The following is a 26,184-nucleotide window of genomic DNA, read 5'->3' as shown; positions in this document are numbered from 1 at the left end:
CATGACGACGCAATACCTGCTTCAGCTCGTCATCAGCGGGTTGGTCATCGGCAGCATCTACGCGGCCGTGGCGCTGGGGTTCACGATCATCTACAAGGCGACGCGAGTCGTGAACTTCGCGCAGGGCGAGCTTCTGATGGTGGGCGCATATGTTTGCTTCGCCTTCGTGGTGCAGATGGGCATCCCATTCTGGGCGGCGTTGCTGCTGACGATCGCGTTCGCAATGGTCCTCGCGCTTTTCCTTGAGAGGTTGATCCTCAGGCCCATGATCGGAGAGCCGATCATCTCCATCATCATGGTCACAATCGGGCTTGCCCTCGTGTTCAGGTCCATCGTTTCGGCCATATGGGGGACGGAGATCCTCGTCTACGAGCCGAAGCTCTTCCCGCAGCAGATGATCGAAATCGGCGGCCTCCCCATCTCCCAGGAGTTCGTCTGGTGCTTCGTCCTGTCGCTGTTCCTCCTGGCGGTCTTCTCGCTCTTCTTCAAATATTCCAAGGCGGGCGTCGCGATGCGGGCCACCGCCTTCAACCAGCAGGTCGCACAGTCGATGGGGATCTCCGTCAAGCAGATCTTCGCGCTGTCCTGGGTGATCTCCGCGGTCGTCTCCGGGATCGGCGGGGTGCTTATCGGCAACATCAACGGAATCAACAGCTCCCTCTACCACTTCGGGCTCAAGGTTTTCCCGGCCACGATCCTGGGAGGGCTCGATTCCATCCTCGGCGCGGCGCTGGGCGGGCTGATCATAGGGCTCCTCGAAAACCTGTCGGACGGAATATGCAAGAACTACTTCGACTTGAGCGGCGTGAAGGAAGTCGCGCCGTTCGTATTCCTGGTCATAATCCTTATGATCAAGCCGTACGGACTGTTCGGAACCAAGGAGATCGAGCGGGTATGAAATTGCAGGCAAACTGCCCAAGGGGTTAGCGGATGCATTATTGCGGAGACTATCGAACATCCTACGAGAAGGACGCGGAGATCTTACAGACTCCTTTCATCAAGGTCTGCATGGGGCTGTTCCTCGCGTTCCTCCTTGTCTTGCCGCACATGCTCAAGGGAGAGTATCTCTGGATCCTCCTCCAGATCCTGATCGCTTCGATCGGGGCCGTCGGCATCAACATCCTCACCGGATTCACCGGGCAGATTTCCCTCGGGCAGGGAGCGTTTCTCGGAGTCGGGGCCTACACGTCGGCATACATCACGGCGAAGATGGGGCTCTCATTCTGGGTCGGCGTCCCGGCTGCGGGCGTCGTCACGGCCCTGTGCGGCATGGTGTTCGGGATCCCTTCATTGCGCCTCAAAGGTCTTTATCTTGCCATCGCGACTCTGGCGTCCCAGTTCATACTGGAGTGGATATTCATCCGGTGGGAGGCGGTGACCGGCGGCAGTTACGGTATTACGATTCCGCGCCCGTCGATCGGCGAGTTCACGTTCGCTTCGGACCTTTCCTATTACTACATTGTCCTGGCAATCACGGTCCTGATGATCCTGTTCGCGACGAACCTGATGCGCACACGGACGGGGCGTGCATTCATGGCGGTGCGCGACCATTACATCTCCGCGGAGATCATGGGGATAAGCCTCTTCAAGTACCGCCTGCTTTCGTTCGGCATCTCATCGTTTTATGCCGGTGTGGCGGGGGCGCTGTTCGGTCACTCGCTTAAGTTCGTCACGTCGGAGCAGTTCAATATAGAAGTCTCCGTCGTCTATCTCGCGATGATCATCATCGGCGGGCTGGGAAGCATCATCGGCTCGGTGTTCGGAGCAGTGTTCATGATCCTGCTGCCGAAAGTCCTGTCGGTTGTGACTGAGATCGTGCAGGCCGACCTGCCGAGCATCGCGAAGCTTGCGATCGCCTTCGAGCACGGGATATTCGGGCTGATCATCGTCCTGTTCCTGATCTTCGAGCCCGACGGTCTGGCCCACCGGTGGAAAATGATCAAGGCCTACTGGAAGCTGTACCCGTTTTCGTATTGAGCGTGCTATCGAGCGTACAACCTTGGCGTCACATCCAATGGGGGAAAAAACCTTAAGGGAAAGGGGGTACGGGGACGGTAAATGTGGACGGAACGGCACCACGGCAAAGGGAATTTTACGCCGGATGAAACCGGCACCAACCACAAGTTGAAGGAGGGGAGAATGAGAAAGGGAACGATCCGGATCGCCGCCGTCGTGGCATGTGCGCTGTTCCTCGCCGCAGGCGTGGCAACGGCCGCCGACATCAAGGTGGGGCACCTCGCAGACCTGACCGGCCCGACCTCTTCGGTCGGCAACCCTTACGCCAAGGGGATCCAGGACTACAAGAATTACATCAACGGCAAGGGCGGGATCAACGGCAAGAAGATCGACATGCTGATGTTCGACTACGCTTACGACAAGAACAAGGCGATCAACCAGTACAAGAAATACGTTGAAGAGAAGGTCGTTGCGGTCCAGGGCTGGGGCTCGGGCGACACCGAGGCGCTCACCGGCTTCGTCGCGCAGGACAAGATCCCCTACATATCCGCGTCCTATTCCGCGCACCTTATGGACATGTCTAAGGCCCCATACAACTTCTTCATCGCCGCCGACTACACTACGCAGCTTCGCGCGGGACTGAAGTACATCAAGGACAATTGGAAAGAGAAGCGTAAACCCAAGGTGGCGTTCATCTACCCGAACGTTCCCTACGGCATCGCTCCCATCAAGGGCGGGAAGGAATACGCCAAGGAACTCGGGTTCGAAATCGTGGGCGACGAGGAAGTCGGGCTGAAGGCCATCGAGGCGAACTCACAGATGCTGTCGCTCAAGAGCAAGGGCGCCGACTTCGCATGGATCGGCGGGACGACTCCTTCCACGGCGGTCATCCTTAAGGACGCCAAGAAGCTCGGCCTCAAGACGAAGTTCTTCGTAAACCTTTGGGGGAACGACGAAGACCTCTTCAAGATGGCGGGCGACGCGGCCGATGGAGCGCTGGGTCTGCAGGCCGCAGCGCTTTACGGCGAAAACGTTCCCGGCATGAAGCTCATCAAGGAGATCACGAAGAACCAGTACCAGAACACCCATTACGTCCGCGGCTGGGTCTCCATGATGGTCCTTTGCGAAGCCCTGAAGATCGCGGACAAGAAGGGCCAGCTTAACGGCCCCGGCGTAAAGGCGGCTCTCGAGTCGATCAAGAATTTCGACACGGGCGGGCTGACCTCCAGGATCACCTTCGATCCGAAGGATCATCGTCCGAATATGTCGGCGAAGATCTACGAGTACCAGAAAGGAAAGTTGGTCCTGAAGAAGACGATCGAGCTTCCGCGCAAGATGGAGTGGCTCGGGCTGTAAAGCGTCAACGGGCGCAGGGGGGAGGATATCCTCCCCCCGATCTCCCGGAAATCCTACGGCGGGCGGGATTGCATGCTTAAAGTGAACAACATAGAGGTGATCTACTCGGACGTTATCCTGGTGCTCAAGGGGCTCTCTCTCGTCGTGCCGCAGGGGCAGATCGTGGCGCTCCTGGGGGCGAACGGCGCGGGAAAGAGCACAACCCTCAAGGCGATCTCCGGCCTCCTCAAGTCCGAGGAGGGAGAGGTGACCGACGGAGAGATCCTTTTCGAGGGGGAGAAGATAAACGGGCGCGACGCGGAGGATATCGTCCGGCGGGGGATCTTCCAGGTGATGGAAGGCCGCAGGGTGTTCGAGGACCTGACGGTGGAGGAGAACCTGCGGTGCGGAGCGTATACGCGGAAGGACGGGAAGAACGTCAAAGGGGATTACGAGCGGGTCTACACCTATTTTCCACGCCTGAAGGAGCGCCGGAAGGGGCTGGCCGGGTACCTGTCCGGCGGCGAGCAGCAGATGCTGGCCATCGGGAGGGCGCTCATGGCCCGGCCGAAGCTGATGCTTCTTGACGAGCCGTCTCTCGGGTTGTCGCCTCTCCTTGTGAAGGAGATCTTCGCTATAATCAAGGACATAAACGAAAAGGAGAAATCGACGATCCTTCTCGTGGAGCAGAACGCCCGCGTAGCCCTCTCCATTTCGAGCTACGGCTATATCATGGAGAACGGAAAGGTCGTCCTCGACGGGGAGACGGAAAAACTGGCGAACAACGAGGACGTCAAGGAGTTCTACCTCGGCATGAACGAAGTCGGCGCCCGGAAATCCTACCGCGACATCAAACACTACAAACGCCGCAAACGCTGGCTCTCGTAACTAAGCGCAAAAACAGGGACACTCTTAAAAACAGGGACGTTCTTAAAAAGTTTCGAACAACGATAATTTACCTGCAAACAGGGACGTTCCTGAACTTTTTTCTTGGTAAAGTTTATAATTTCTTGATCGAAAAAGTTCAGGAACGTCCCTGTTTGTAAGTTTATTTTTTCCCGATTCATAGTGTTCCTCTTAAGCCGGAGAGGAGTTTTCAATGATCGACCGGACGCGCGGGTTCTATTACGAAGAGCAGGAGAAGATGTCGCCGAAGGACCGGGCGGGATACCAGAACCGGATCTTCCGGGAAACGGTGCGATACGCCTACGAGAAGGCTCCGGGAACGCGCAAGAAGATGGACGAGGCGGGCGTACGGCCGGAGGACGTAAAGGACGTCACCGATTCGAATAAAATCCCCCTGACCCGGAAAGCGGACCTGAAAAACATCCAGAAAGCGGAACCGCCGTTCGGCGGCCTGGCTTCCGTGGAGCCGGGTCAAATGCGCCGCATTTACGTATCGCCGGGCCCGACCTACGATCCTGAAGGGAGGGACGGGACCCACTGGCGATGGGAGAAGGCTTTCGTGGCCGCAGGTTTCCGCGAGGGCGATATCGTCCAGAACACGTTCATGTATCACTTTTCTCCGGCGGGCTTGATGTTCGACGAAGCGCTGATCCGGATCGGTTGCACCGTGATCCCGGCCGGTGTCGGCAACACCGAGATGCAGGCGCAGGTTTTAAGGGACCTGTCCGTCACCGGGTACGTCGGGACGCCGTCGTTCCTGATGTCCATTCTGGAGAAGGCCAGGGAGATGGGTGTGACGCCCGGGGACGGATTGATGCTCCAGGTCGCGCTGGTCGCCGCGGAGATGCTGCCGGAATCGCTCCGCAAACGGTTCAGGGAGGAATTCGGTATCCGGGTCCGACAGGCATACGGTACTGCCGATGTGGGATCGCTCGCATACGAGTGCCACGAGGCGAACGGAATGCACATCAACGACGAGATCGTGATGGAGCTCCTCGACCCCGCTTCCGGCAAGACCGTCGGGCCCGGCGAGATCGGCGAGGTTGTCGTCACCCTGCCGAACACGATCTATCCGCTTGTCCGTTTCGCCACCGGAGACCTTTCCATCCGCACCGAAGAAACGTGCCGTTGCGGCCGAACCTCCTCCCGCCTCGTACGTATCGTGGGAAGGGTGGACCAGGTGACCAAGATCAAGGGGATGTTCGTCCATCCCGAACAGGTGATGCAGCTCGAAAGGAAGGTTCCGGAAATATCCGCCGCGCAGATCGTGGTTTCCCGGGCAGGTCACGAGGATAAAATGGAGATCCGCGCGCTGCTCGCCGCCGGTGCGGCTTCCTCGGACTCGCTCCGGGAGAGGATCGCCGAGACCGCGCGGGAGTTGACGCGCCTGCGGGGCGAGGTCGTATTTCTGCAGGAATCGGAGATGACCGAGCGGGAAAAGAAAATCATCGACGCACGAAAGTGGGATTGACTGAGAAAAAGCGGGATAATGTTCCCCGAAAAGGAGAAGATCGATGGACGCCGCCACGCTGAACGCCCAACTCGAAAAATATCTGCGCGTGCATACTTTCCCGGTGGGAATAAAGTCCTTCAAGCCCGGCGAGCCGCTTCCGGATAAGGTTAAGATTCCATCGAAGCATCTTGGAGTAAAGGTCGCCGTCTGCCAGGCGATATCCATCGCACGCCGTTACGGTTGGGCGGTTGCGATGTCCGGTGCGGACGTTTCCTGCCCGATCGCGAAAGCCGTGTTCGGCTTCGAGGAACGAAACGAATACTATTCATCGGGGACGCTGGCGGAGGGGATGTACGCCGCCTGCCGCGAGGCGGGCGCAAGGTTCGAGGATGCACTGGAGAAATACGACTACGGCGAGTATGCCCATGTGGTAGCCGGTCCGCTCGGCCGCGCGAACTTCATTCCCGACACCGTACTGGTTTACGGAAATTCCGCGCAGGTGCTTAGGCTGCTCAACGCCTGCCTCTACAAGAAAGGCGGCAGCATCAAGAGCGACTTTTCCGGCCGAGGTGATTGCGCCGATATCGTCATCAAAGGGAAAAAAACCGGTGAGCCGCAGGTCATCCTTCCATGCTTCGGCGACAGGGTCTTCGGCATGACGGGCGACGACGAGATGGCGTTCACCTTTCCGTTCGCAATGAGCGAAGAGGTTGTCGAGGGGCTTGAGAAGACGCACGCAGGCGGCGTCCGATACCCGGTCCCCGTCTTCCTGCGTTACCAGGCCGAATTCCCCAAGTCCTACCAGGAACTCGAAACACTCTGGTCCGAGAAAAAATAACGACGAATACTTAATAACGGGGACGTTCCTTATATATTCACGTATCTCATCCGTGATGGGGTGTAACTAATAATAGTTGCAATCCGCTTTTCCTGTACGGTATGATCGACACGTGACAAAACGCGATAAGTTAATTCAACGGTTCCGTTCCAGACCGAAAGATTTCACATGGAACGAACTCGTAGCAATGCTGGAGGGATTCGGATATAGCAGAGCGGGCATCGGGAAAACCGGCGGATCACGCGTTCGTTTTTCCCACCCGGATTATCCGCAGATAAACCTTCATCGGCCCCATCCAACCCCGATTTTGAAGCGTTATCAAGTGGAGCAGGTCGAGGAACTCCTGAAGGGGGAAGGATTGATATGAAAAACATGATGACCCATCTCGGATATTACGGTTCCGTATGCTACAACGATGAGGACCGGATCTTTTACGGAAAAATCGAATTCATCCGGGCATTGGTAAGTTACGAGGGAACAGATGTGGCCTCACTGAGGAAGGCGTTTGAAGAGTCGGTCGATGACTATCTGGAGATGTGTGGCAAACGAGGGATCGAGCCGGAGAAATCATTAAAAGGCAGTTTCAATGTTCGCATTGGCCCCGAATTGCACCGCCGGCTTGCACTGACTGCTGCCCGCAAGGGTTTGAGCCTGAATAAATACATAGCAGACCTGCTGAAAAAGTCCGCTTAGCTCTATTCCATCCCGTGTTAGAGTTTGGAGGATCGTCCCGGGTATAATTGTGGAAAAAAGTTAAGGAACGTCCCCGTTTTCAAGTTTTTAAGAACGTCCCTGTTTTTGGGAGGGGTATGTACAGGCTGACGCCGAAAGAGGAGATAGGAAAGCGGTTGGCGGCGCTTCGGGCGAGGCTCATCGAGGCAGGCGTCGATGCAGCGGTCGTGGTTCAGAATGCCGACCTGTTTTATTTCGCAGGCTCCATCCAGCAGGGGATCCTGGTGGTCCGCGCCGAGGGAGATCCGGTCTACTTCGTACGAAAGGTGTACGAGCGCGCGATGACCGAATCGCCTGTCGAAATCATCGAAAGGATCGCAAGCCCCAGAGAGATCCCCGCCTATTTCGAGAAAAAGGGCATTGCCTTCCGGTCGCTCGGGTTCGAGATGGACGTCATGCCGGTGCAGACCTTCAACCGTTACTCCTCAATGTTTCCAGCCGCGAAGGCGGTGGACATATCCGCCATCGTAAGGGAAATCCGCTCGGTCAAGGGGCCGTCCGAAATCGATGCGCTGCGCGCCTGCGGAAAAAATCTTTCTGCGCTCATATCCTCCGCCCGGCAGGAGATACGGCCCGGCATGACCGAAAAGGAGCTGCAGGGAATTCTACAGGGCAGGGCGATCGCCGCCGGCCACACGACCATCACCCGAATGCGCGCCTGGAACCAGGAAGTGGGGCTGGGATGCGTGATTTCCGGACCTGACGCCGCGATACCCTCCTACGCCGATTTCCCGACCGCCGGAAAAGGATTGGGCCCGTACGCCCCCGCAGGGCAGGGACATCGTCCCTTCGGCGTCGACGAGCCGATCATCGTCGATACCATGTGGGCGCAGGACGGCTACCTGGTTGACATGGCCCGGACCTTCGTAATCGGCACGCTGCCGGAGAAGCTCGCCAAAGCCTACGCCATGACGGTCAAGATCCTGCGGAACATCGAAAGCGCCATACGCCCGGGAGCGGTAGCGGGAGACCTTTACGAAATCGGACTGGAAATGGCGTCTCGCGGTCCCTTCGCTGCGAAATTCATGGGCCCTCCCGGATACAACGTCAAGTTCATCGGGCACGGCATCGGGATCGAAACCGACGAGATTCCTTTCATCGCCAAAGGATCGAAGACCGTCCTGGCGGCAGGGATGACGTTCGCCATGGAACCCAAGTTCGTCTTCCCCGGCGAAGGCGCGGTCGGAATAGAGAACGCATATCTCGTCACACATGAGGGGTTCGAGAAACTCACTATAATGGAAGAAGAAGTCATCGCCTGCGACGTCCAAGGCCGATAAGGAGGGTGCATAAAATGGTCGATTTCCTGAACAGGGAGGATGCGCTGCTCCTCGTGGTGGACGTACAGTCCCGGCTCGTCCCTGCAATCCACCCGGATCTTTACCCGAGGGCGCTGAAGAACATGCAGATAATGATCGAGGCGGCGGGCACGCTGGGACTTCCGATCCTGCTTACGGAGCAGTATCCGAAAGGGTTGGGATCCACGGTACCGGAGATAATGCAGCCCCTGGAGGGGAAACGATTCCAGCGGATCGAAAAATTGACTTTCAGCTGCGCGCGCGACGAGGGGTTCCTGCAGGCCGTCGCATCGGCCGGACGGAAACAGGTTGCGATCGTCGGCATGGAAACGCACGTCTGCGTCTACCAGACATCGGCGGACCTCACGCGCGCCGGATATTCGGTCTTCGTCATCGACGACGCGGTATCCTCCCGCTTCATGCACAACTACCAAAGCGGTCTCCAGGCCCTGCGCGACGCCGGATGCACGGTCTTCAGCACCGAGACGGCGGTTTTCCAGCTGTTGAAGGTCGCGGCCACTCCGGAATTCAAAAAGGTGGCGTCGCTGATCCGATGAGGGTGAAGACGAACTCGCTCCTCCTCGCAGCGATAGCGGCAGCCTGCTTCCTCGTTGCGTCCGGCGCCGCATGGGCGGCGAAGCAGGTCGTGGCCTTCTTTCCGCTGCAGAACCTGTCCGACAACACTATCGCCGCCGACGTCGATCGCCTTGGCCGGTCGATCGGAGAAAAACTCCAGGACCGGCTCGACGTGAGGATCATGGCCGCTGCGGTGCCTGATGACCTGACGGCAAGGAGAAACAAGGCTCGCGGCATGGGAGCGACCTACATCCTTGCAGGCGCCGTTTCGCGGATCGGCAGGTCCGTCACGTTGGACCTGACGCTTTCAACGGTCGAGGATCCCGGCAAAGGAAGAACGCTCGTCGTCACCGGCGTGGACGACGGCGCGCGAAAGGGGGCTGACCCGCCTCCGGCATATGCGCGAATGGCCACCGAAGCCGCTTCCAGGTTGAAATATCTTTTTTTCGGCGATGAAACGGTGGGCGAAGGGGCGGGCAGGAGGAAGATACCCCGCCTGTCGGGTACGGTGTCACGAAGCCGCGATATCGTGGGCGATGTCGTTTCAGTAGCCCGGAACGACACGGACCGGGACGGGAAGATGGAGATCGTCGCGGCGTACCCGAACGACCTCGCGGTGTACCGGATGGAAGGCGACGACCTGGTGGAAAAGGCGCGCATTACCGACGCAGGCGCCGATTTCATCCACGTGGACGCGGCGGACATCAACAGGAACGGGATCGCGGAGATCATATCCGTGCGCTACGTCGCCGGGAAATCGCTTTCCGACGTCTGGGAGTACGACGGCGACAGCAGGCAGTACAAGCCGATCGCCCGGGACATCCCCTATTTCCTGCGCGCGCTGGACATTGGGAAGGACGGTATCGTACTCGCCGCCCAGGAATCCGATCCGGTCACGATCCACAAAGGCCCGGTGTTCCGCCTGGCTCCGGGAAAATACGGCGCAGCGGCCGATGACAGGAGTGCCGCGCTCCCGCTCCCCGACGGGACCTGGATATACTCGTTCGCGGCATTGAACAACGGCGGGAAAACGAGATTCGCAACGATCAACGAAAGGGACCGGCTCAACCTTCTGGACGAAAACGGGAAGAAACTGTGGGAGGGGATGGACTCCGTGTCGGGAACGGAAACGGCGGTGCGCGCACCCCTTGTTTTCGCAGGCAAGGAGGACGGTCGACAGGACGCGAAACGGCTTTTTATGCCGAACCGGATGTTCGGGGCGGACCTGGACGGCGACAGGACGGACGAGTTGATCGTCATGAACAACATCGTCACTGCCGGGGCATTCTTCGAGAATATACGGGTTTACTCGAACGCCGAGGCGATGTGCTTCGCACAGGACGGAGATTCGCTCCAGCTCGCCTGGCGGACGCCGCAGACGGGCAGCTCCGCGAGGGACTCCTTTATCGATTTTTCGCCCTCCGGACGGACGCTCCGCATCGGGATCGCATCCCGGGACAAGGGGAAAATCCTCGGCCAGTTCGGAGAGTGGAACCTCATCTGGTTGAAATGATCCCGCCGCTCGATTTACACGCGGGATTACGGCCTGAAACGGGGTTGACTTTGGTGGCATCCTGTCTGTAATATTCGTCTTTCCTGCCGTTGTGGCGGTGTAGCTCAGATGGTGAGAGCATGCGGCTCATATCCGCAGTGTCCGGGGTTCAATTCCCTGCACCGCCACCATTTCTTTTCATGATTGGCTTCTGGCAGGGAATTGAACCGGTGAGTTTTCTTTTTCTAATGGCGCATATTCCCATGTGGTAATATCCTTTTTCTTATGCAATGCCTACGTGTCCTCATCGTCGACGACGACCCGAAATTCCTCGCCCAGGCGCAGGAGACTCTCAAAAACGAGAAATATGACGTCACCGCGGTTTCCAATTTCGACGATGCCGCGGATCACCTTCGGAAGGTCAAGGGGAAAACCATTATCCTGTCCGAATTGAGGGCCGGGAAGGGATGCGGGTTCGAATTCCTGAGGGACACGCTTCGCAGGTATCCTGACCTGCCGTTCACCTTCCTGTCCACATCTCCGTCGCTGGAATCGGTCATAGAGGCGCTTAAACAGGGGGCTTACGACTTCCTGAGGAAGCCCGTAGCCCAAGGCATCCTGCTTCATTCGGTCGCCCGTTCCGTCGAAAAACTGAATTTAAGCCTCGAAAGCGAACGGGTCGAGAAAGGCGTCGGCGAACGCCTGTCGAAGATCCAGGCGGACCTCAAGCAGACGAAGGTGCAGGCCGAGCTGAAAGGCTTCATGATTTCCATGGCTGCCCACGATTTCAAATCGGCGTTGACCGTTCTGGAAGGGTATTATCAGGACCTGGATTCGCGTTGCAGCATCTGCGCCAGCATGGAGGGCGCGGAGCTCGTTCGGCAGTTCGGCCGTTCGGTCCGGAAACTTCGGGCGATGGCAAACACCCTCCTGGATTACGAGGCCGCGCGCAGGGGGGAATTGCAGCTACAGATCAAAAGGTTCGAGCTTCACAAGGTTCTGAACGACTGCATCGCTTTCTACAAGCCCTTCGCGGAGCAGAAACAGATCCGGCTTGTTCTGGAAAACGCGGGACCCGGCTTGAGCGTGAAGGCGGACCCGGAACGGGTCATGCAAGTTCTGGACAATCTACTCTACAACGCCATCAAGTTCACCCCGCGTGACGGGCAGATCACTGTAGGGGCAAAGCCGGGGGACGCCGTATCGGCTACCGTCTGGGTCGCCGATACCGGGAAGGGTATTCCGAAGGCCCAGGCCGAAAAGATATTTTCCGAGGAACGGATCGTGTCCGCAAATGACGCAAATGCACGGATTGGCCTTGGTCTGCATATATGCAAGAAACTGCTTGAAATTCAGAAAGGGAAGATCTGGCTGGAAAGCGAACCGGGCAAAGGAACCAAGGTCTCTTTCTCCCTACCTGCGTAACAAGATTCCCAATTAAGCGGTAATTGTCTAAAAGTTTTCCCATATGTGCCGTATTGTGACATATTTTGTCGCAACGCGACCACACCACCTCTGTTTTGGGGAAAATTGTACATATTTAACCCATTGATTTTTGACACTTTATCCAGTGAGATAGCCATTTGTTACCAAATAATGCATGTCGGGCATGGCGTTTGCGAAGATCTTCCGGCTGAGGAGGAGCCTATGCCGTCTTCTACAATCCTTGTCGTCGACGACGATCCCGTTTTCATGCAGTTCACGAAAAATCTGCTCACGGAGAGCGGCATGGAGGTGGTTACCGCCTTCAACAAGGCGGAAGCGGTCGAGACCCTCGACAAGCACCACTTCTCCTGCCTGATATTCGACATTTTCCTTCCGGACGGGAGCGGAGTGGACCTCATAAAGCCGTTCCGTTCGAACGGGGGGGCCACCCCCATCATCATGGTCTCCGGCCAGGGTGACGTCGAAGAAGTCGTGCGAGCCATGAAAGACGGTGCGAACGACTACATCAAGAAGCCCTTCCGCGGCGAGGAACTGCTGCTCAAGATCCAGATGGTCCTCGAAACATCGCAGGCCAAGTGGGAACTCGAGGAACTGAAGACCAAGTCAAGGTCTGAGGACGAATACAAGCTCCTTTTCTCCTTGAGCGACAGGATGAGCAAGGTGCAGGCGATCGTCGACCAGGTGGCGAACACCGATATCACTGTCCTTATCACCGGGGAAAGCGGCACCGGCAAAGAGCTGGTGGCCAAATCGCTGCACAAGGCGTCCGAGCGTGCGAACGAACCCTTCATAAAGGTGAACTGCGCGGCCCTGCCGCGGGAGCTGCTGGAAAGTGAGCTTTTCGGGTTCGAACGCGGTGCGTTCACCGGCGCCCACCGGCGAAAGTACGGCCGCTTCGAGATCGCCCAGAACGGCACGATCTTCCTGGACGAAATCAGCGAGATGCACCAGGACCTTCAATCGAAACTTCTCCACGTCCTGCAGGAAAGGCAGTTCTACAGGATCGGAGGGGAAAGGGAAGTCAAGGTCAACTGCCGGATCCTTACGGCCACCAATAAAAACCTGGAGCGCATGGTGGACGAGAACCGCTTCCGGCGCGACCTTTTCTACCGGATCAATGTCGTGAACATAATCCTGCCTCCCTTGCGCGACCGGAAGGACGACATCCCGTTGCTGGTGGACTATTTCCTGACCCGATACTCGGAAATGTACAACCGGGAAAGAGTTAATATTTCCCCCCGTTTGACCGATATGTTCCTTAATTACTCCTGGCCCGGAAACGTGCGGGAGCTTGAGAACAACATCAAGCGGTTCGTCATCCTGGGCAGCGAGAGTCAGCTTATCTCGGAATTCCTGCGCAAAAAGGAGAACGGTTCCTATTCGACGTATAGTGATGAGCGCGAAGAGTCGCACCGTCCCCAACCTCCGAGGGCAGCGGCGGGGAACAACCATGCCGCACGGAACGGAAACGATACATACCTGCCGGAACAGGGGACGCTGAAAGAGGTTGCGAAGATCGCACAGCGCAACGCGGAGCGGGACCTGATCGAGCGGGTGCTCAGCCAGACGCGTTGGAACCGGCGAAAAGCCGCTCAACTGCTCGATATCAGTTATAAGGCATTACTGTACAAGATAAAGGAATGCGGACTGAACCGGGAGTAGAAGGCTCAGGAAGGGCAATTCCCTGTTTTTGCAGTATAAAAGCGTTTATGGAGGGGTAAAGGTGAAGACCTTATGGGCGGTAGCCTGCGCGGCGGCTTTGATCGTTTCGGCGGTCTGCCTGCCGGTCCGTGCGGAAGAACGAAATGTCAAAAACCCGGGTAAGGCATCGGCTGCGCCTCCATCGTCGGCTGCCGTGGCTTCACCTTCGACTGCGGCGCCCGTGCCTTCACAGGTTCCCCCTGCGGCTGCCCCGGTCGCCGGTCCGGAATACAGGCTTGGGCCGGAAGACATCCTGAAGGTTTCCGTATGGGAAAACAAGGATATGACGATGGACGTGGCGGTGCGGCCGGACGGAAAGATATCGTTGCCGCTGGTCCAGGATGTCCAGGCTGAAGGGTTGACCGCGGCCGAACTGGCAAGCAGCATCCATCAGAAACTCAAGGCATTCGTCGTCGAGCCCCAGGTATCCGTCATCGTGATACAGGTAAACGCTCCGAGAATCTTCGTGATAGGCAATGTCGCAAAACCGGGGACGTATCTCTTGAGGAGCGACGTGTCGATTCTCCAGGCGCTCGCGCAGGCCGGCGGATTCACGCAGTTTGCTTCGCCCCGGAGCATCAAGCTGGTCCGTGGCACAGGCAAGAAGCAGGAGGTAAGGAAAATCAACTATTACAATCTGCTTGAAGAGGAAGGGGAGGGGAATTACATGCTGAAACCGGGCGACACGATCGTAGTGCCGTGAAAGGGGGGATAACGGACTTGAAAAGAATCGCCGCGATCGGATTCATACTTGTGTTCGGGCTCGTTTCCGAATCCTGGGCTGTGAACCTTAAAGCCACTCCCTCGATCACTATCGGGGAGAGCTGGGACTCGAACGTATTAAACACATCGTCGAACGAACAAAGCGACTTCGTTTTCCGCGCCAACCCGAAGCTGACGCTTTCCCTCGAAACGATGGACACGACTCTGAACCTGAGCGGCGGATTCGAACTGGAGAGATATTCCGATTTCACGCTCCTGGACAAGACCGCGGCGACCAAGGATCTCGGGCTGAACACAACGAAGCCCATCAAGTTTACACCCCGGTTTTCATTGCGTCCGACGGCCAGGTACATCGAGGCGCGGGATTCCGTGCGCCGCAATGTCCTGGAGTTGATACCTACGGTCATAACTCCTGGTTCTTCGGGTTACGGCATCGAGTCCACTTCGTCGGAACCCGCGCGCAGCGAAGGCCCGGCGGATACCGGAATTACCGTGCTTTCCGTTTCGGAGTCCACGGTTACCTTCATTACGGAGGTGCGGGAGATCTCGGGATCGGCGCAGTTCGGATACGAGCTCACGCCGAACGTCAACGTCGAAATCGGAGGAGGGGCGAGAAGGCGCGATTTCACGGACAATCCCACAGGCCTTATCGATTCGAGAGTCGTTTCGGGAAACATGGCAGTGAATTACAAGCTCACGGATCGCTTCTCCTCCGGCGTTTACGGGGACACCAGCTACAACTCTTTCAGCGGCAGGCCGAATTCCAGGATTTATTCGGGCGGTTTTTCCGGAACGTACCGGCTCACCGAAAGCAACACGCTGGATGCCAGGGCGGGGGCGACGCTCAGCAGGGAATCCACAGGAATAGGGGACGAGAAGAACGAGACCTGGTCACCGAGCGGATTGTTGTCCCTGACGTATTCCCGGAAGGATTTCAGAGCGCTTGTTTCCGGAAAGTACGAGCTGGCGGGCGGCGGCACGTTCGGGCGGACGACGAGGCGGGCGAATGCCGTTCTCTCGTTGGCCGACCAGTTCGCAAGCGGATGGTGGCTGGACCTCTCCGGCTTCTGCCAGACGAATCGCTCCACGGATGCCGCGGTGGAGGTGGACCTGGTGTCGGCGAACGGAACGGCCGGAATACGATACATGCCGGCGAAATGGGCCACGCTGAGCCTTTACGGAAACTTCTTCCGTCAATGGTCGCACGGAATTTCCGGGGACGATCTGAAGCGCGAGTCGGTCTTGCTCGCCGTGACCCTGGGCGAAACCTACAACCTCTTTTAAGAAAAAAACAGAGGGAACGATGCCCCTTCCACCGAACCTGGTTCTCCAGGACATTCTGGAAATATATCGCCGGCGAAAATGGATGATCGTATTTTCGATCCTGTTCATCCTCTTCGGCGCGAGCGTCTACTGTGTCGTGGTTCCTGAACAATTCAAATCGAGCACGACGATCCTGGTGATCCCGCAGCGCGTGCCCGAGAATTACGTCCGTTCCAGCGTCAGCATCAGGATCGAGGCGCGCCTGGCCACATTGAAACAGCAGGTGCTGAGCCGCACATGCCTGGTGTCGGTCATGGACGAACTCGGTCTTTTCAAGGATGAAAGGAAGAAAAAACCGCTTGAAGACGTTGTCGACGAAATGCGAAGGCGGATCGATATACAGGTCCTTGGAACAGACGCTTTCAGGCTTTCCTTCTACCACGAAAACAGGCAGATGGCGATGCTTACCACGGCGCGTCTTTCCTCTTTCTTCATCGACGAAAACCTGAAGATCCGGGAGCAGCAGGCGGTCGGAACTTCCGAATTTCTCGAATCCCAGCTCCAGGAGAGGAAAGCGAACCTGGAAAAAGCGGAAGAAAGCGTCAAGCAATACAAGAGCAAGTTCATGGGCGAACTTCCGCAACAGATGGAAGCCAACCTGGGCATGTTGCGGGGGCTTCAGGATCGATACCGCACGAACTTCGACGCGATCCGGGCCGCCGAGGACCGGCTCGTATTGCTGGAATCCCAGGCCGGCGGGCTGGAGAGATCGGTCCAGTCTTTTTCGCAGGACATCGGGAAGCCGGAATCCAGGCACGTTATGCAGTCGGATGCGGCGTCGGGGCCATCCAGGGAACTGACCGAAAAGCGTGCCCGGCTGGCGGATCTTTCAGCCAAATACACGGACCGCTACCCGGAAGTCCTGCGCCTGAAGGCGGAAGTGGAAAAACTTGAGCGTCGGATCCGGGATGCCCGGTCATCCGCTCCGGCGGCGGACAACGCCAACCGCAACGCGGGCCCGGCAGGATCGCAACTTTCCGGCCAGGGCGCGGCGGACGCGAAGGAGCTCCGCCGCCTGAAGGAACAGATCTCGAAGACGGAGCTGGAAATCGCAACCCATAAGAAGGAAAGGGAACAGATCCAGAATTACATCTCCTCCTACCAGGCGAAGGTGGAGAAGACGCCGAAGAGGGAGCAGGACATGATCTCCCTCACACGCGACTACGAGAACCTGAAGCGTTCCTATGAAGACCTGCTGAAAAGGAAACTCGAAGCGGATGTTTCACAGAACATGGAAAGAAGGCAAAAAGGGGAACAGTTCCAGATCCTCGACCCTGCAAACATGCCCGACCAGCCGTTCAAGCCGAACCGGTTGCTCATTTTCGGAATCGCGATCATGTCCGCGCTGGGGGTCGGTTTCGGAGGGACGATAGGGTTGGAGATAATGGACCCGACGCTGAGGGGCGTGAAGGAGTTCAAGAATTTCTTCGAATTACCGGTGCTTGCCAGCATTCCGGTGTTCCAGGACGCCGGGTATGTAAGGCGCATGGCTATGAGGAGGGCTGCGGTATTCGGAGGGATCATCACGTTCACGCTTGCGGTCTCGGTCTTCCTCCTGGTATACGGTCAAAGAATCAGGACGATACTCAAGTTCTAAGGAGCGAAGATGGCCCTACCGGTTTTCCTCAGAAAAATCGTACACGGCGTCGACTCCCCGCCTTGCGAATTGCCGGGGGGCAAGCACGGAGACGTCATCTTCAACGAGCAATTCAAGGCCTTGAGGGCGAAGTTCGAATACAAGCTGGATATGATGAAGCTGAAGGTCGTGGCGGTAACGAGCGCGATCGCCGGGGAAGGGAAAACCACGACTTGCATCAACCTTGCGACCAATCTCGTGGCCGCCGGCAGGAGGAAGGTCCTTCTGATCGACCTGGACCTCAGGAAGTCGGATCTCGCCCGCACCATGAACATATCGCCCTTGCCCGGCATGAGCGAATATCTCCAGGGAACGGTTTCGGTCAAGGATATCATGCGGAACGGCGGGGTGCCCGGCCTGTACGTGATACCTTCGGGAATGAAAGCGACCGTTGCGGCGGAACTATTGACGGGAGACAGGTTCAGGGCGTTTCTGAAGGACATCAGCGGGCATTTCGACGTCGTTCTCCTGGATACGCCTCCGATCGTTCCGGTGGCGGATACGCTTGGTCTTCAGGACCAGGTCGACGGCTTCGTCTTCATCTACAGGATAGGATTGACGCCGCACCAGTTGTTCGCCAACGCCATCGAGGATATCGGAGCGAATAAAGTTGTCGGAGTGGTGCTGAACGGTGTGGAGCCGAAGCGCCAGAAATATTACGAACGGTATTACGGCAAGTACTATAAGAAAGCGGACGGGGAAGAGGCTCCCGTTTGATAACGCTCGAAAACCGGTTTTTCCCCATACGAAGCGCCGTCTGTTTCTTCGTGGAGGGAGGCATCATCCTTCTCTCCGTCCTGGCCAGCTTCGTGATCCTTCGAAAATACGGCAATACCGGTTCGATCGGGTTCGAAGACGCGGTCGTTCGGGGGATCGTCGTCGCGTTTTTCTGCCAGGTTTGCATGTACATGCTCGATCTTTACGACCTGAAGCATTCCCAGACGCTGGGGGAGATCCTGTTTTCGCTGATTTTCGCGGTCGGATTCGTATGCATCGGAATCGGAGGGGTATCCTATGTCGTCCCCGGTTTCGGCGTCGAAGGCCAGATGTACTACCTCACGATTTTCCTGGTGGCGGTGCTGCTCCTGGTCTGGAGGATCGCGTTCGACTATTTTCTCGCCGAGCTTGCGCCGCGTGAAAACATCCTGATCGTGGGGAAAGGGGAAGTGGCCAGGCTCATCGCTAACGAGATCAAGTCGAGGGAGCGGCTCGGGTTCCGCTTCGCCGGCTTTGTCGGCGAGCCGTCGAACGGATCTTCGCCTGCGGAGGTGGACGACGAGGAGGTCCTCGGAGACTACGGAAGGATCGTCGAAATCGTGAGGGCCAGGAAAATCCGTAAGCTCGTGGTCGCAGTCGGAGAGCGCCGGGGCAAATACCCCGTTAAGGAAATGCTGGACGTCAAGGTCGCCGGTTGCCAGGTGCTCGAATGGCAGGGATTTTTCGAAAAGCTTTCGGGAAGAATACCGGTCGACAAGCTCATGCCTTCGTTCTTCATATTCAACGAGGGATTCCGCAAGTCGAGGGGCTTGCTCCTGGTTCGACGGGTATTCAGCATGTTGTTCGCGGCGACGACGCTCGTGATCGTTGCGCCGCTGATGGCGCTTGTGGGAGTGGCGATCAAGCTCGATTCCGCGGGCCCTGTTTTCTACTCCCAGAACCGGATCGGGCAGAACGGCAGGATATTCCGCATATTCAAGTTCCGGTCGATGCGAAAGGATGCCGAGGCGAACGTGGGCGCCCGATGGGCGGTCGAGGGCGATCCGAGAATAACACGGGTCGGCAGGATGATCCGCCTGACGCGTCTCGACGAGCTTCCGCAGCTTTTCAATGTGCTGCGCGGAGACCTCGATCTCGTCGGGCCACGGCCGGAGCGCCCGGAATTCGTCGCGCAGCTCCAGTCCATGATCCCATATTACTCCCTCCGCCATACCGTTAAGCCGGGACTTACCGGATGGGCGCAGGTCATGTTCACTTATTGCGGAACGATCGAGGAATCGAAGGAAAAACTGCAGTACGACCTTTTTTACATAAAGAACATGTCCCTGAAGCTGGAGCTTCTGATACTTTTCAGGACGTTCAAGATCGTCCTGTTGGGTCGGGGTGCGAGATAACGCCATGCCGCCGAAACGTTCGCTGGTCGCAGCGGCTGTTGCGGTGGCGCTGGTTTCGGGTTACGTCAACCTGTTCTTGAACCGGTCCCAGGCCGCCGTCCGGCGCGATCCGATTTCGTCATTCCCGAAAACGGTTTCGGGATTCGAGAGCACCGACCAGCGCTTTCCGAACAGCATCCTCGAAAATCTCGGTGTGGACGATTACCTGGTGCGGCGTTACACGGACGGTAAGGAAGTGATCTGGCTTTACATCGGTTATTACAGGAACCAGAAGGAAGGCTCGGTCCCGCATTCCCCCCGCAACTGCTACCCGGGGAGCGGATTCACCCCACTGAGAAGGGATGTGGTCGCCATAAAGGTCGCCACTCCGAATTTAAGGGAGATACGGGCGAACCGGTACGTTTTCGCGAAAGGGCAGGACAGGGAGGTGGTCATCTACTGGTACCAGTCCAGAGGCCGCGCCATCGCGAACGAATACATGGAGAAGGTATGCCTCATAACGGATGCGATCTTCAGGAACAGAAGCGACGGCGCGCTCGTCCGCTTTTCCATGAGAGCCTCGGCGGCTACGGAAAAGTCGGCCATGAAGCGGCTCGAGGATTTCGTATCTGCCGCCTATCCGGCAATTCCCCGAGTCGTACCCGACTGAGCGGATGAACGGCGATCGAGTTGTTGATCGGGGCAGCATGTTCGCTCTGGCATTGCTCGGGCTGGGGGTAGTGTCCCTTTACTGGACGGTCGTTCCCAGGATGGTCCACGACTGGTGGAAGGATCCCAATTTCTCGCATGGCTTCCTCGTTCCCGTCTTTTCCGCATATCTGATCCACGAAAAAAGCCGGGACCTGAGGCTGCTCCGGCCGGAAAGCTCCGCAACGGCAGGGCTGTTTCTCGTTGTCTGCGGCCTTGCGATGCTGATAGTGGGGAAAGCGGGCGGAGAATATTTCACGATGCGAAGCTCCATTGTGGTCCTGCTTTCCGGGATATTCTTCATAATGTTCGGAAAGGAGGGGTTCCTGCTTTGCCTTTTTCCGCTGATGTTCCTCTTCTTCATGGTTCCCATCCCGTATATTCTCTATGACGCAATAGCATTCCCGCTCAAGATGGCCGCGTCGTGGATCGGGGAGCATGCGCTGTCCGCCGTCGGGATCCCGGTCCTTAGGGACGGCAACATCATCATGCTTCCGAACATCCGGCTGGAAGTCGCGGACGCCTGTTCGGGGATACGCTCGTTGATGTCCCTCATGGCCCTCGCCACCGTAGCTTCCTATTTCCTTAATTTGAGGATTGCATTAGGCGCGGTTTTGTTCGTTTCATCCGTGCCGGTATCGGTCGGTACGAATTCATTGAGGATCTTCGCCACGGGAATTCTTTCGAACCGGTACGGGGAAAAGGCTGCCGAAGGTTTTTTCCATGATTTTTCAGGATGGCTTGTTTTTGCCGCCGGGGCCTTCGTCATCTTGTTGATCGGCGTTCTGTTGCGAAAGATCAGAGACTCGCTGTAAGGGATAACGAGGGTTGTTCGAAATACTGTTCTGGGCGTCCGCTCTCATAATGGCATATTCCTTCGCAGGTTACCCGGTCTTGATCGGCATGCTGTCTTCTATTCGGCCCCGCCCGGTGAAAAAGGGTTCTTTCACGCCTCCGGTAACGGTCATCGTGATAGCGAAGGACGAGGAGAAAAACATCGGGGCGAAGATTGAAAACCTGCTCGGGATGGATTACCCGCCGCGGAAAATGAAAATCATCGTCGCAAGCGACGCTTCGGTCGACCGGACCGAAGACATCGTCCGGTCCTTCTCGGAGCGGGGAGTGGCTCTTTTCCGAGCCGATGAATCGAAAGGGAAACCCGCGATCCTCAACATGTTGATCCCGGAGATCGACGACGAGTTCGTGGTTTTGTCGGACGCCCGGCAGAAGTGGAACAAGGAATCGTTGAGGATGATGATGTCCAATTTCACGGACCCGGACGTCGGAGCCGTGAGCGGGGAACTCGTCATCGAAAACGAGGATGAAGGGACGTTCACGGAAGGCGTCGCATTCTATTGGAGATATGAAAAATATCTGCGGAAGTGCGAGGCCGCATACGACTCGACGTGCGGAACGACGGGCGCGATCTATGCCATAAGGAGAGAACTTTTCGGGAAGATACCGGAAGACACGCTTCTCGATGACTTCGTGATTCCGATGAACGTCGTGAAGCGCGGCAAGAGGGTAGTGTTCGAAGAGAGTGCCGTGGCGTTCGACCATCCCGCCGACAGTTCCCGGCACGAGATGTGGAGGAAAATAAGGACGTTATCGGGGAATTACCAGGCGTATGTGCGGTTCCCGTGGTTGTTTCTTCCGTGGAAAAACCGCGTCGTTTTTCAATTCGTTTCCCATAAGGCCCTGAGACTGGCGGTCCCGTTCCTGATGCTCGCGCTTTTTTTCGCGAATGCCTGCCTTCTGGATCGCGATATCTATGCCGTGTTCTTCGGGATGCAAGTCGTTTTCTACCTGCTCGCCCTGCTGTCCGTCAGGCTCAAGACCAGGCTGTTGTCTCCGATCAAGGCATTCGTGTTCCTCAACGTGATCGCGTTTATCGCATTGCCCGTGTACCTTTCCGGGCGGCAGAAAGTCACCTGGAAATGAACGGCATGCCATGACCGGCAAGGAGAAAGAAGTTCCTTTCCTTCTCTACCATGCCGTCGAACCGGATGAACGTTCGATGGGATCGTGGAACGAGAGCGAGAAAATCTACGTCATCACGGCGGATTCTTTCGAAGAGCAGTTGGCATACCTGCGCGAGCGCAATTTCCAGTCTATACTTGTGAATGATTTCCTCGGATGGATAGGCGGAAAAAACGATCTTCCCGAAAATCCCGTGCTGCTTTCCTTCGACGACGGGCATGTTACCAATGAAACGGTCGCGCTTCCCCTGCTGTTGAAATACGGATACAAGGCGGAATTCTTCATCACAACCGGAAATGCTGGGAGTTCAGGGTGGCTGACCGCGGAGCGGATCCGCAAATTGCGGTCGAGCGGCATGGGCATCGGATCCCATGCGGTGGCACACCGGTATTTGACGGACCTCGACGAACATGATATCAACTGCGAATTGAAGGGTTCGAAGCGTTTCCTCGAGGATTGCCTGGGCGAGGCGATAACCTCCTTTTCGCCGCCCGGGGGACGAATAACGCGCAGGATCGCGAACATTGCCGAAGAGGCAGGGTACAAAGCGGTTTGCAACTCGCGCTTGAAAAGAAACTCGCAAAAGGATTCGGCGCTCGATCTCGGAAGGATTCCCGTAAAAAACGGGCTTAAGATCGGCGATTTCCGGAAAATCATGCTGGCCGGCCCGTTGCGGATCGATATCCTGCGGAATTACATTGCGGGATCGGCGAAGACGATCCTCGGTAATGACCTTTACGATCGTTTCAGGGAGGTTGTACTGGGAAAAAACCATTGAATTGCGGATCGGTCCCAACCTCGAAATACCGGATTAATTGGTATGTAAATTGAAAGTAAATGATTTCAGGTTCGATATTGGAGGAAAACCCGGGCATGGCATACGATTTTGTAACCGATATTTACAAAAATTTCCGGGATTGGCTCTGTCGATCATGAAAAAGATCGTTGTTGCGGCGTTGTTTGTCCTTCTGTTCCCGATGATATTCAGCTCCGGCGGGGACGGCGCGGATATCATTCCCGCAAGACCCGTCAACCTTTCCATGACGGCGAAGAAGGTCGCCGTCTATTACTTCAACAACTCCGCTCCGGGCACGACGCGTTTCGGCAATGTCGGCGTGACGGTCGATTTGCCGGCGGGAGCGTCCGTGGATGTGGACGGAACCGGCGCGATCGCTGCCGATGTTCTTCAAAGCCAGCCCGCGGGAGCTACCGTCAACGCATCTTACAGCCCCGAGTTCGGGGCTACACCCGGAAGGCTGGTCTTGAACGTGGCCAGTTCGTCGGGATTCGGGCCGGGAACGTTTCTTACCGCAAAAATACGGCTGCCTTTGGCTACAAACGTAACCTCGGCGGATTTCCCGGTGTACGGATATTCCGCTCGCGACACAGCCGGGAGCGACCTGGGAAGCGCATCTTCCTTTGTGCCCGCGTTCGGATATCCCGAATCGACCGTTTCCAAACCCGGGTTGAGGATCCGCACGAGCGAGGCGACGTCGGGGACGACGCTGATCCGGTTGACGGACTCCGTTGCGGACGGGGGAACGAAATACGTTCCCGAATATTCGAAGGTGGACCCGTACAATGCGGACGAATCCGTGTTCATGCTGTACGGTCCCGGATCGTACTTTTACATCTTCAACGCCGCGACCAGGCTGCCGATAAAACGATTGTTAAGCATCGGGGGGATAGACGGAGAGCCGCGTTGGCACAAGACGAACCCGAACGCGTTTTATTACCATACGAAAACTTCTCCATGCCAATGGAGGCAGTACGACATAACTACGGATGCCATCACGACGCTGTACGCTTTCCCGGAATACGTCGGATTGTCTGGCACCGCGGAAGGGAACCTGTCGAACGACGGCAGATACATGGCGCTGCGAGGGACCCTTCCGAACGGCCAATATGAATTTTTCCTCCTCGATATCCAGACGGGAGCGAAAGTGGGGACGCGCATCGATGTCGGAGTCGACTGGGTCACGGTTTCTCCCTCCGGGAATTTCATACTGATGAATTACGGCACTCCCGGCACCGCATCCGACAGAGGGGTCTGGCTGCATGACCGGAATTTCAACAGGATTCGCCAGGTCTGCACGGAGACGGACCATGCGGACGTCGGGTACGACAAAGACGGCACCGAAGTATACGTGACTACGGGTCTTTCGGCGAACAAACCCTACATCACGAAATACCGGATAAATCCCGACGGCACCGTGGCGTCGTTGAAAGTCCTGGAAACCAGGATGTCTGACGGCGTGACGAGCAACTGGCAGAGCCTGCACATATCGATGCGAGCAACGGGGCGCCCCGGCTGGGCATTGGTTAGTTACATGGCGACGGGCGATCCGGGCGGAAACCCGCCTCGGCCTACATACAAATCATATTGGCCGGATACGAAATATGATCTGTATGAGAACGACGTGATCTGGCTGAAACTGGACGGCAGCCAGCAGGTGGAACGGCTGGCGCAGTCGCGAAGCCATGTGACAAGCCCCACAAGGTTGACGGGCGATTATTGGGCCGAGCCCCATGCGACCGTGAACCGAAGCGGGACGAAAGTTATCTTCAGCTCGAACTGGGGCGAATTGCCGGATTCGGGCAACAGCATCGTGGAATCGTACCTGATAGAAAGATAGGCATTTCCCATAAGAAGAATCGGTTAAATCCCGCACTCCGTATTTCGAGTCCGCCCCAACACCATGTTTACTACCGTTTGATAAAATCATGAGCGACAAATCGACCAATATTTCGATACTGCTGTTGTACGCATTGGTGGTGTGCCTTCCGTTTCAAAGCTACATGTACGACAAGTTTCTGGGGGAAGGATTAAATCCGATTAACATACTTATGCTTTTGATATTAGGCGCGATGTTCAGCAGGAAGACGATCATGTGCAAGGATTATAAGACAGTACGGATCCTGCTTGTAGTATTCCTCCTGATATCCATCGTTTCATCCGCCATCAATCTTAACGTATTCAGCCAATTCGAATTTATCGTCATGTGGAAGAGATATTTTCTTTTGATGTTGCTGGTCTTCGTTGCGTACAGGGTGGTAAGCAGCGAGAAGGAATTCAATACGATTACATTGATAGTTTCAATCGCCACTTTAATTGTGGCAATACAATTATTGAAAAATACTTATGAATATCGGAACGTTTTTTTCAAAGACTGGATGAAGTACGGAGGCGTGTTCGGAGAAGGGGGCGAAAACGATCTTGGCGCCTTTCTGACCATGAATTTTTTCTGGTTCCTGTATTGGTATTTCGAGAGCAGGACCTCGATGGTCAAGGCTGCTGCGATATTCGGAGGGGCCGTCACGTTGTTCGCCTGCCTTTTCTGTTTTTCGAGGGGAGCATACGTAGGCCTTGCGGGCGGCGTTTTCTGGTTCGGTTTGAGGAGAAGCAAGTTGATTTGGGTGGTCCTGTTGATAGCGGCCATTACGATCCCGATTTGGGCTCCGACATCGGTCAAGACAAGGTTCGACTCGCTCACCGACAGCAACAAGGTGGAAAAGGATGCAAGCGCACAAAGCAGACTGATCCTTTGGGGTGGCGCATTGAAAATGTCCGCAGACCATCCTTTCATAGGGGTGGGTCCGGATAATTTCTCGGATCGCATAACCGACTATATAAGCATGCCTGCCGGTTGGCCGAAGGTAAGCCACAACATGTATCTGCGTTATATGGCAGAACTGGGGTTCATCGGAGGCATTGTGTTTTTCGTATTGATATTGTCCCTTATCGTAAAAGGAAACAAATTATCCAAAATTTCGACCGGTTGGGCCAAAAACTGGTCCACATCTTATACTTCTTTCATAATATCCGTTTCCATTGCCAATTGGTTCGGAGACAGGTTCATACGTGAAGAATTGACCGGATATATCTGGATCATCTCGGGAATGATGCTGAAATTGCTCGCAATGCAGGGGCAGGAAGAACAAAAGGCCGTTCCCGCCAAGGCGTCCTCCATTTACCGTTTTTCGAGTTGAC

The 26,184-nt window shown here is 56.5% G+C and carries 24 protein-coding genes and 1 tRNA gene; all 25 read left to right on the top strand.

What is annotated here, in order from left to right; genetic code table 11:
• The first annotated feature begins 1 nt into the window (after position 1).
• The 25 genes from HY896_05610 (at position 2) to HY896_05490 (ending at position 26,183) form a co-directional block, all read left to right on the top strand.
• Entirely contained in the window at positions 2–898 is an 897-nt protein-coding gene (locus HY896_05610; protein MBI5575822.1) for a branched-chain amino acid ABC transporter permease, read from the top strand.
• Between the two features lie 32 nt (positions 899–930).
• Positions 931–1,977 (top strand): branched-chain amino acid ABC transporter permease, encoded by a 1,047-nt coding sequence (locus HY896_05605; protein ID MBI5575821.1) that lies wholly within the window; start codon positions 931–933, stop codon positions 1,975–1,977.
• Positions 1,978–2,139: 162 nt separating this feature from the next.
• Entirely contained in the window at positions 2,140–3,312 is a 1,173-nt protein-coding gene (locus tag HY896_05600) for an ABC transporter substrate-binding protein (protein MBI5575820.1), read from the top strand.
• A 72-nt stretch (positions 3,313–3,384) separates the two neighbouring features.
• The gene (locus tag HY896_05595) at positions 3,385–4,179 is read left to right on the top strand and encodes an ABC transporter ATP-binding protein (protein MBI5575819.1); all 795 of its coding nucleotides are present in this window, start codon (positions 3,385–3,387) and stop codon (positions 4,177–4,179) included.
• A gap of 211 nt (positions 4,180–4,390) precedes the next feature.
• Entirely contained in the window at positions 4,391–5,668 is a 1,278-nt protein-coding gene (locus tag HY896_05590) for an AMP-binding protein (GenBank protein MBI5575818.1), read from the top strand.
• A 43-nt stretch (positions 5,669–5,711) separates the two neighbouring features.
• Positions 5,712–6,488, top strand: coding sequence for a DUF169 domain-containing protein (locus HY896_05585; protein ID MBI5575817.1), 777 nt, complete (start codon positions 5,712–5,714; stop codon positions 6,486–6,488).
• A gap of 112 nt (positions 6,489–6,600) precedes the next feature.
• Positions 6,601–6,855, top strand: coding sequence for a type II toxin-antitoxin system HicA family toxin (locus tag HY896_05580; protein ID MBI5575816.1), 255 nt, complete (start codon positions 6,601–6,603; stop codon positions 6,853–6,855).
• Positions 6,852–7,181 (top strand): type II toxin-antitoxin system HicB family antitoxin, encoded by a 330-nt coding sequence (locus HY896_05575; protein MBI5575815.1) that lies wholly within the window; start codon positions 6,852–6,854, stop codon positions 7,179–7,181. Before HY896_05580 ends, HY896_05575 begins: the two co-directional genes overlap by 4 nt.
• Before the next feature lie 116 nt (positions 7,182–7,297).
• A complete protein-coding gene (locus HY896_05570; GenBank protein MBI5575814.1) occupies positions 7,298–8,500 on the top strand; it encodes an aminopeptidase P family protein in 1,203 nt (400 codons plus the stop codon).
• Between the two features lie 14 nt (positions 8,501–8,514).
• Positions 8,515–9,075, top strand: a complete 561-nt coding sequence (locus tag HY896_05565) for an isochorismatase family protein (protein MBI5575813.1) — start codon at positions 8,515–8,517, stop codon at positions 9,073–9,075.
• Positions 9,072–10,607, top strand: a complete 1,536-nt coding sequence (locus HY896_05560; protein MBI5575812.1) for a VCBS repeat-containing protein — start codon at positions 9,072–9,074, stop codon at positions 10,605–10,607. Before HY896_05565 ends, HY896_05560 begins: the two co-directional genes overlap by 4 nt.
• 93 nt (positions 10,608–10,700) lie before the next feature.
• A tRNA-Met gene (locus HY896_05555) sits at positions 10,701–10,777 on the top strand.
• A gap of 94 nt (positions 10,778–10,871) precedes the next feature.
• On the top strand, positions 10,872–12,011 hold the full coding sequence (locus tag HY896_05550; GenBank protein MBI5575811.1) for a response regulator: 1,140 nt from the start codon (positions 10,872–10,874) through the stop codon (positions 12,009–12,011).
• Between the two features lie 222 nt (positions 12,012–12,233).
• Positions 12,234–13,694 (top strand): sigma-54-dependent Fis family transcriptional regulator, encoded by a 1,461-nt coding sequence (locus tag HY896_05545; GenBank protein MBI5575810.1) that lies wholly within the window; start codon positions 12,234–12,236, stop codon positions 13,692–13,694.
• 61 nt (positions 13,695–13,755) lie between these two features.
• Positions 13,756–14,436, top strand: a complete 681-nt coding sequence (locus HY896_05540) for a polysaccharide biosynthesis/export family protein (protein ID MBI5575809.1) — start codon at positions 13,756–13,758, stop codon at positions 14,434–14,436.
• A gap of 17 nt (positions 14,437–14,453) precedes the next feature.
• Positions 14,454–15,740, top strand: coding sequence for a hypothetical protein (locus tag HY896_05535; protein ID MBI5575808.1), 1,287 nt, complete (start codon positions 14,454–14,456; stop codon positions 15,738–15,740).
• A gap of 82 nt (positions 15,741–15,822) precedes the next feature.
• Positions 15,823–17,376, top strand: coding sequence for a hypothetical protein (locus HY896_05530; GenBank protein ID MBI5575807.1), 1,554 nt, complete (start codon positions 15,823–15,825; stop codon positions 17,374–17,376).
• A 9-nt stretch (positions 17,377–17,385) separates the two neighbouring features.
• Positions 17,386–18,132: a CpsD/CapB family tyrosine-protein kinase gene (locus HY896_05525; protein ID MBI5575806.1), complete on the top strand. Its 747-nt coding sequence runs from the start codon at positions 17,386–17,388 to the stop codon at positions 18,130–18,132.
• Positions 18,129–19,526, top strand: a complete 1,398-nt coding sequence (locus HY896_05520; protein MBI5575805.1) for a TIGR03013 family PEP-CTERM/XrtA system glycosyltransferase — start codon at positions 18,129–18,131, stop codon at positions 19,524–19,526. Before HY896_05525 ends, HY896_05520 begins: the two co-directional genes overlap by 4 nt.
• Positions 19,527–19,530: 4 nt before the next feature.
• On the top strand, positions 19,531–20,175 hold the full coding sequence (epsI, locus tag HY896_05515; protein ID MBI5575804.1) for an EpsI family protein: 645 nt from the start codon (positions 19,531–19,533) through the stop codon (positions 20,173–20,175).
• 37 nt (positions 20,176–20,212) lie between these two features.
• Positions 20,213–21,028 carry an exosortase gene (gene xrt / locus HY896_05510; GenBank protein MBI5575803.1) on the top strand — a complete coding sequence of 272 codons (816 nt, stop codon included), beginning with the start codon at positions 20,213–20,215 and terminating at the stop codon, positions 21,026–21,028.
• Between the two features lie 13 nt (positions 21,029–21,041).
• Positions 21,042–22,154: a glycosyltransferase family 2 protein gene (locus HY896_05505; protein ID MBI5575802.1), complete on the top strand. Its 1,113-nt coding sequence runs from the start codon at positions 21,042–21,044 to the stop codon at positions 22,152–22,154.
• 10 nt (positions 22,155–22,164) lie between these two features.
• Positions 22,165–22,971 (top strand): polysaccharide deacetylase family protein, encoded by an 807-nt coding sequence (locus HY896_05500; protein MBI5575801.1) that lies wholly within the window; start codon positions 22,165–22,167, stop codon positions 22,969–22,971.
• 154 nt (positions 22,972–23,125) lie between these two features.
• On the top strand, positions 23,126–24,829 hold the full coding sequence (locus HY896_05495) for a hypothetical protein (GenBank protein MBI5575800.1): 1,704 nt from the start codon (positions 23,126–23,128) through the stop codon (positions 24,827–24,829).
• An 88-nt stretch (positions 24,830–24,917) separates the two neighbouring features.
• A complete protein-coding gene (locus tag HY896_05490; protein MBI5575799.1) occupies positions 24,918–26,183 on the top strand; it encodes an O-antigen ligase family protein in 1,266 nt (421 codons plus the stop codon).
• Position 26,184: the final 1 nt, after the last annotated feature.

The sequence above is a fragment of the Deltaproteobacteria bacterium genome (assembly GCA_016218975.1).
Taxonomy (GTDB): domain Bacteria; phylum Desulfobacterota; class Deferrimicrobia; order Deferrimicrobiales; family Deferrimicrobiaceae; genus JAENIX01.
This window is presented reverse-complemented; position numbering and strand designations above follow the sequence as displayed.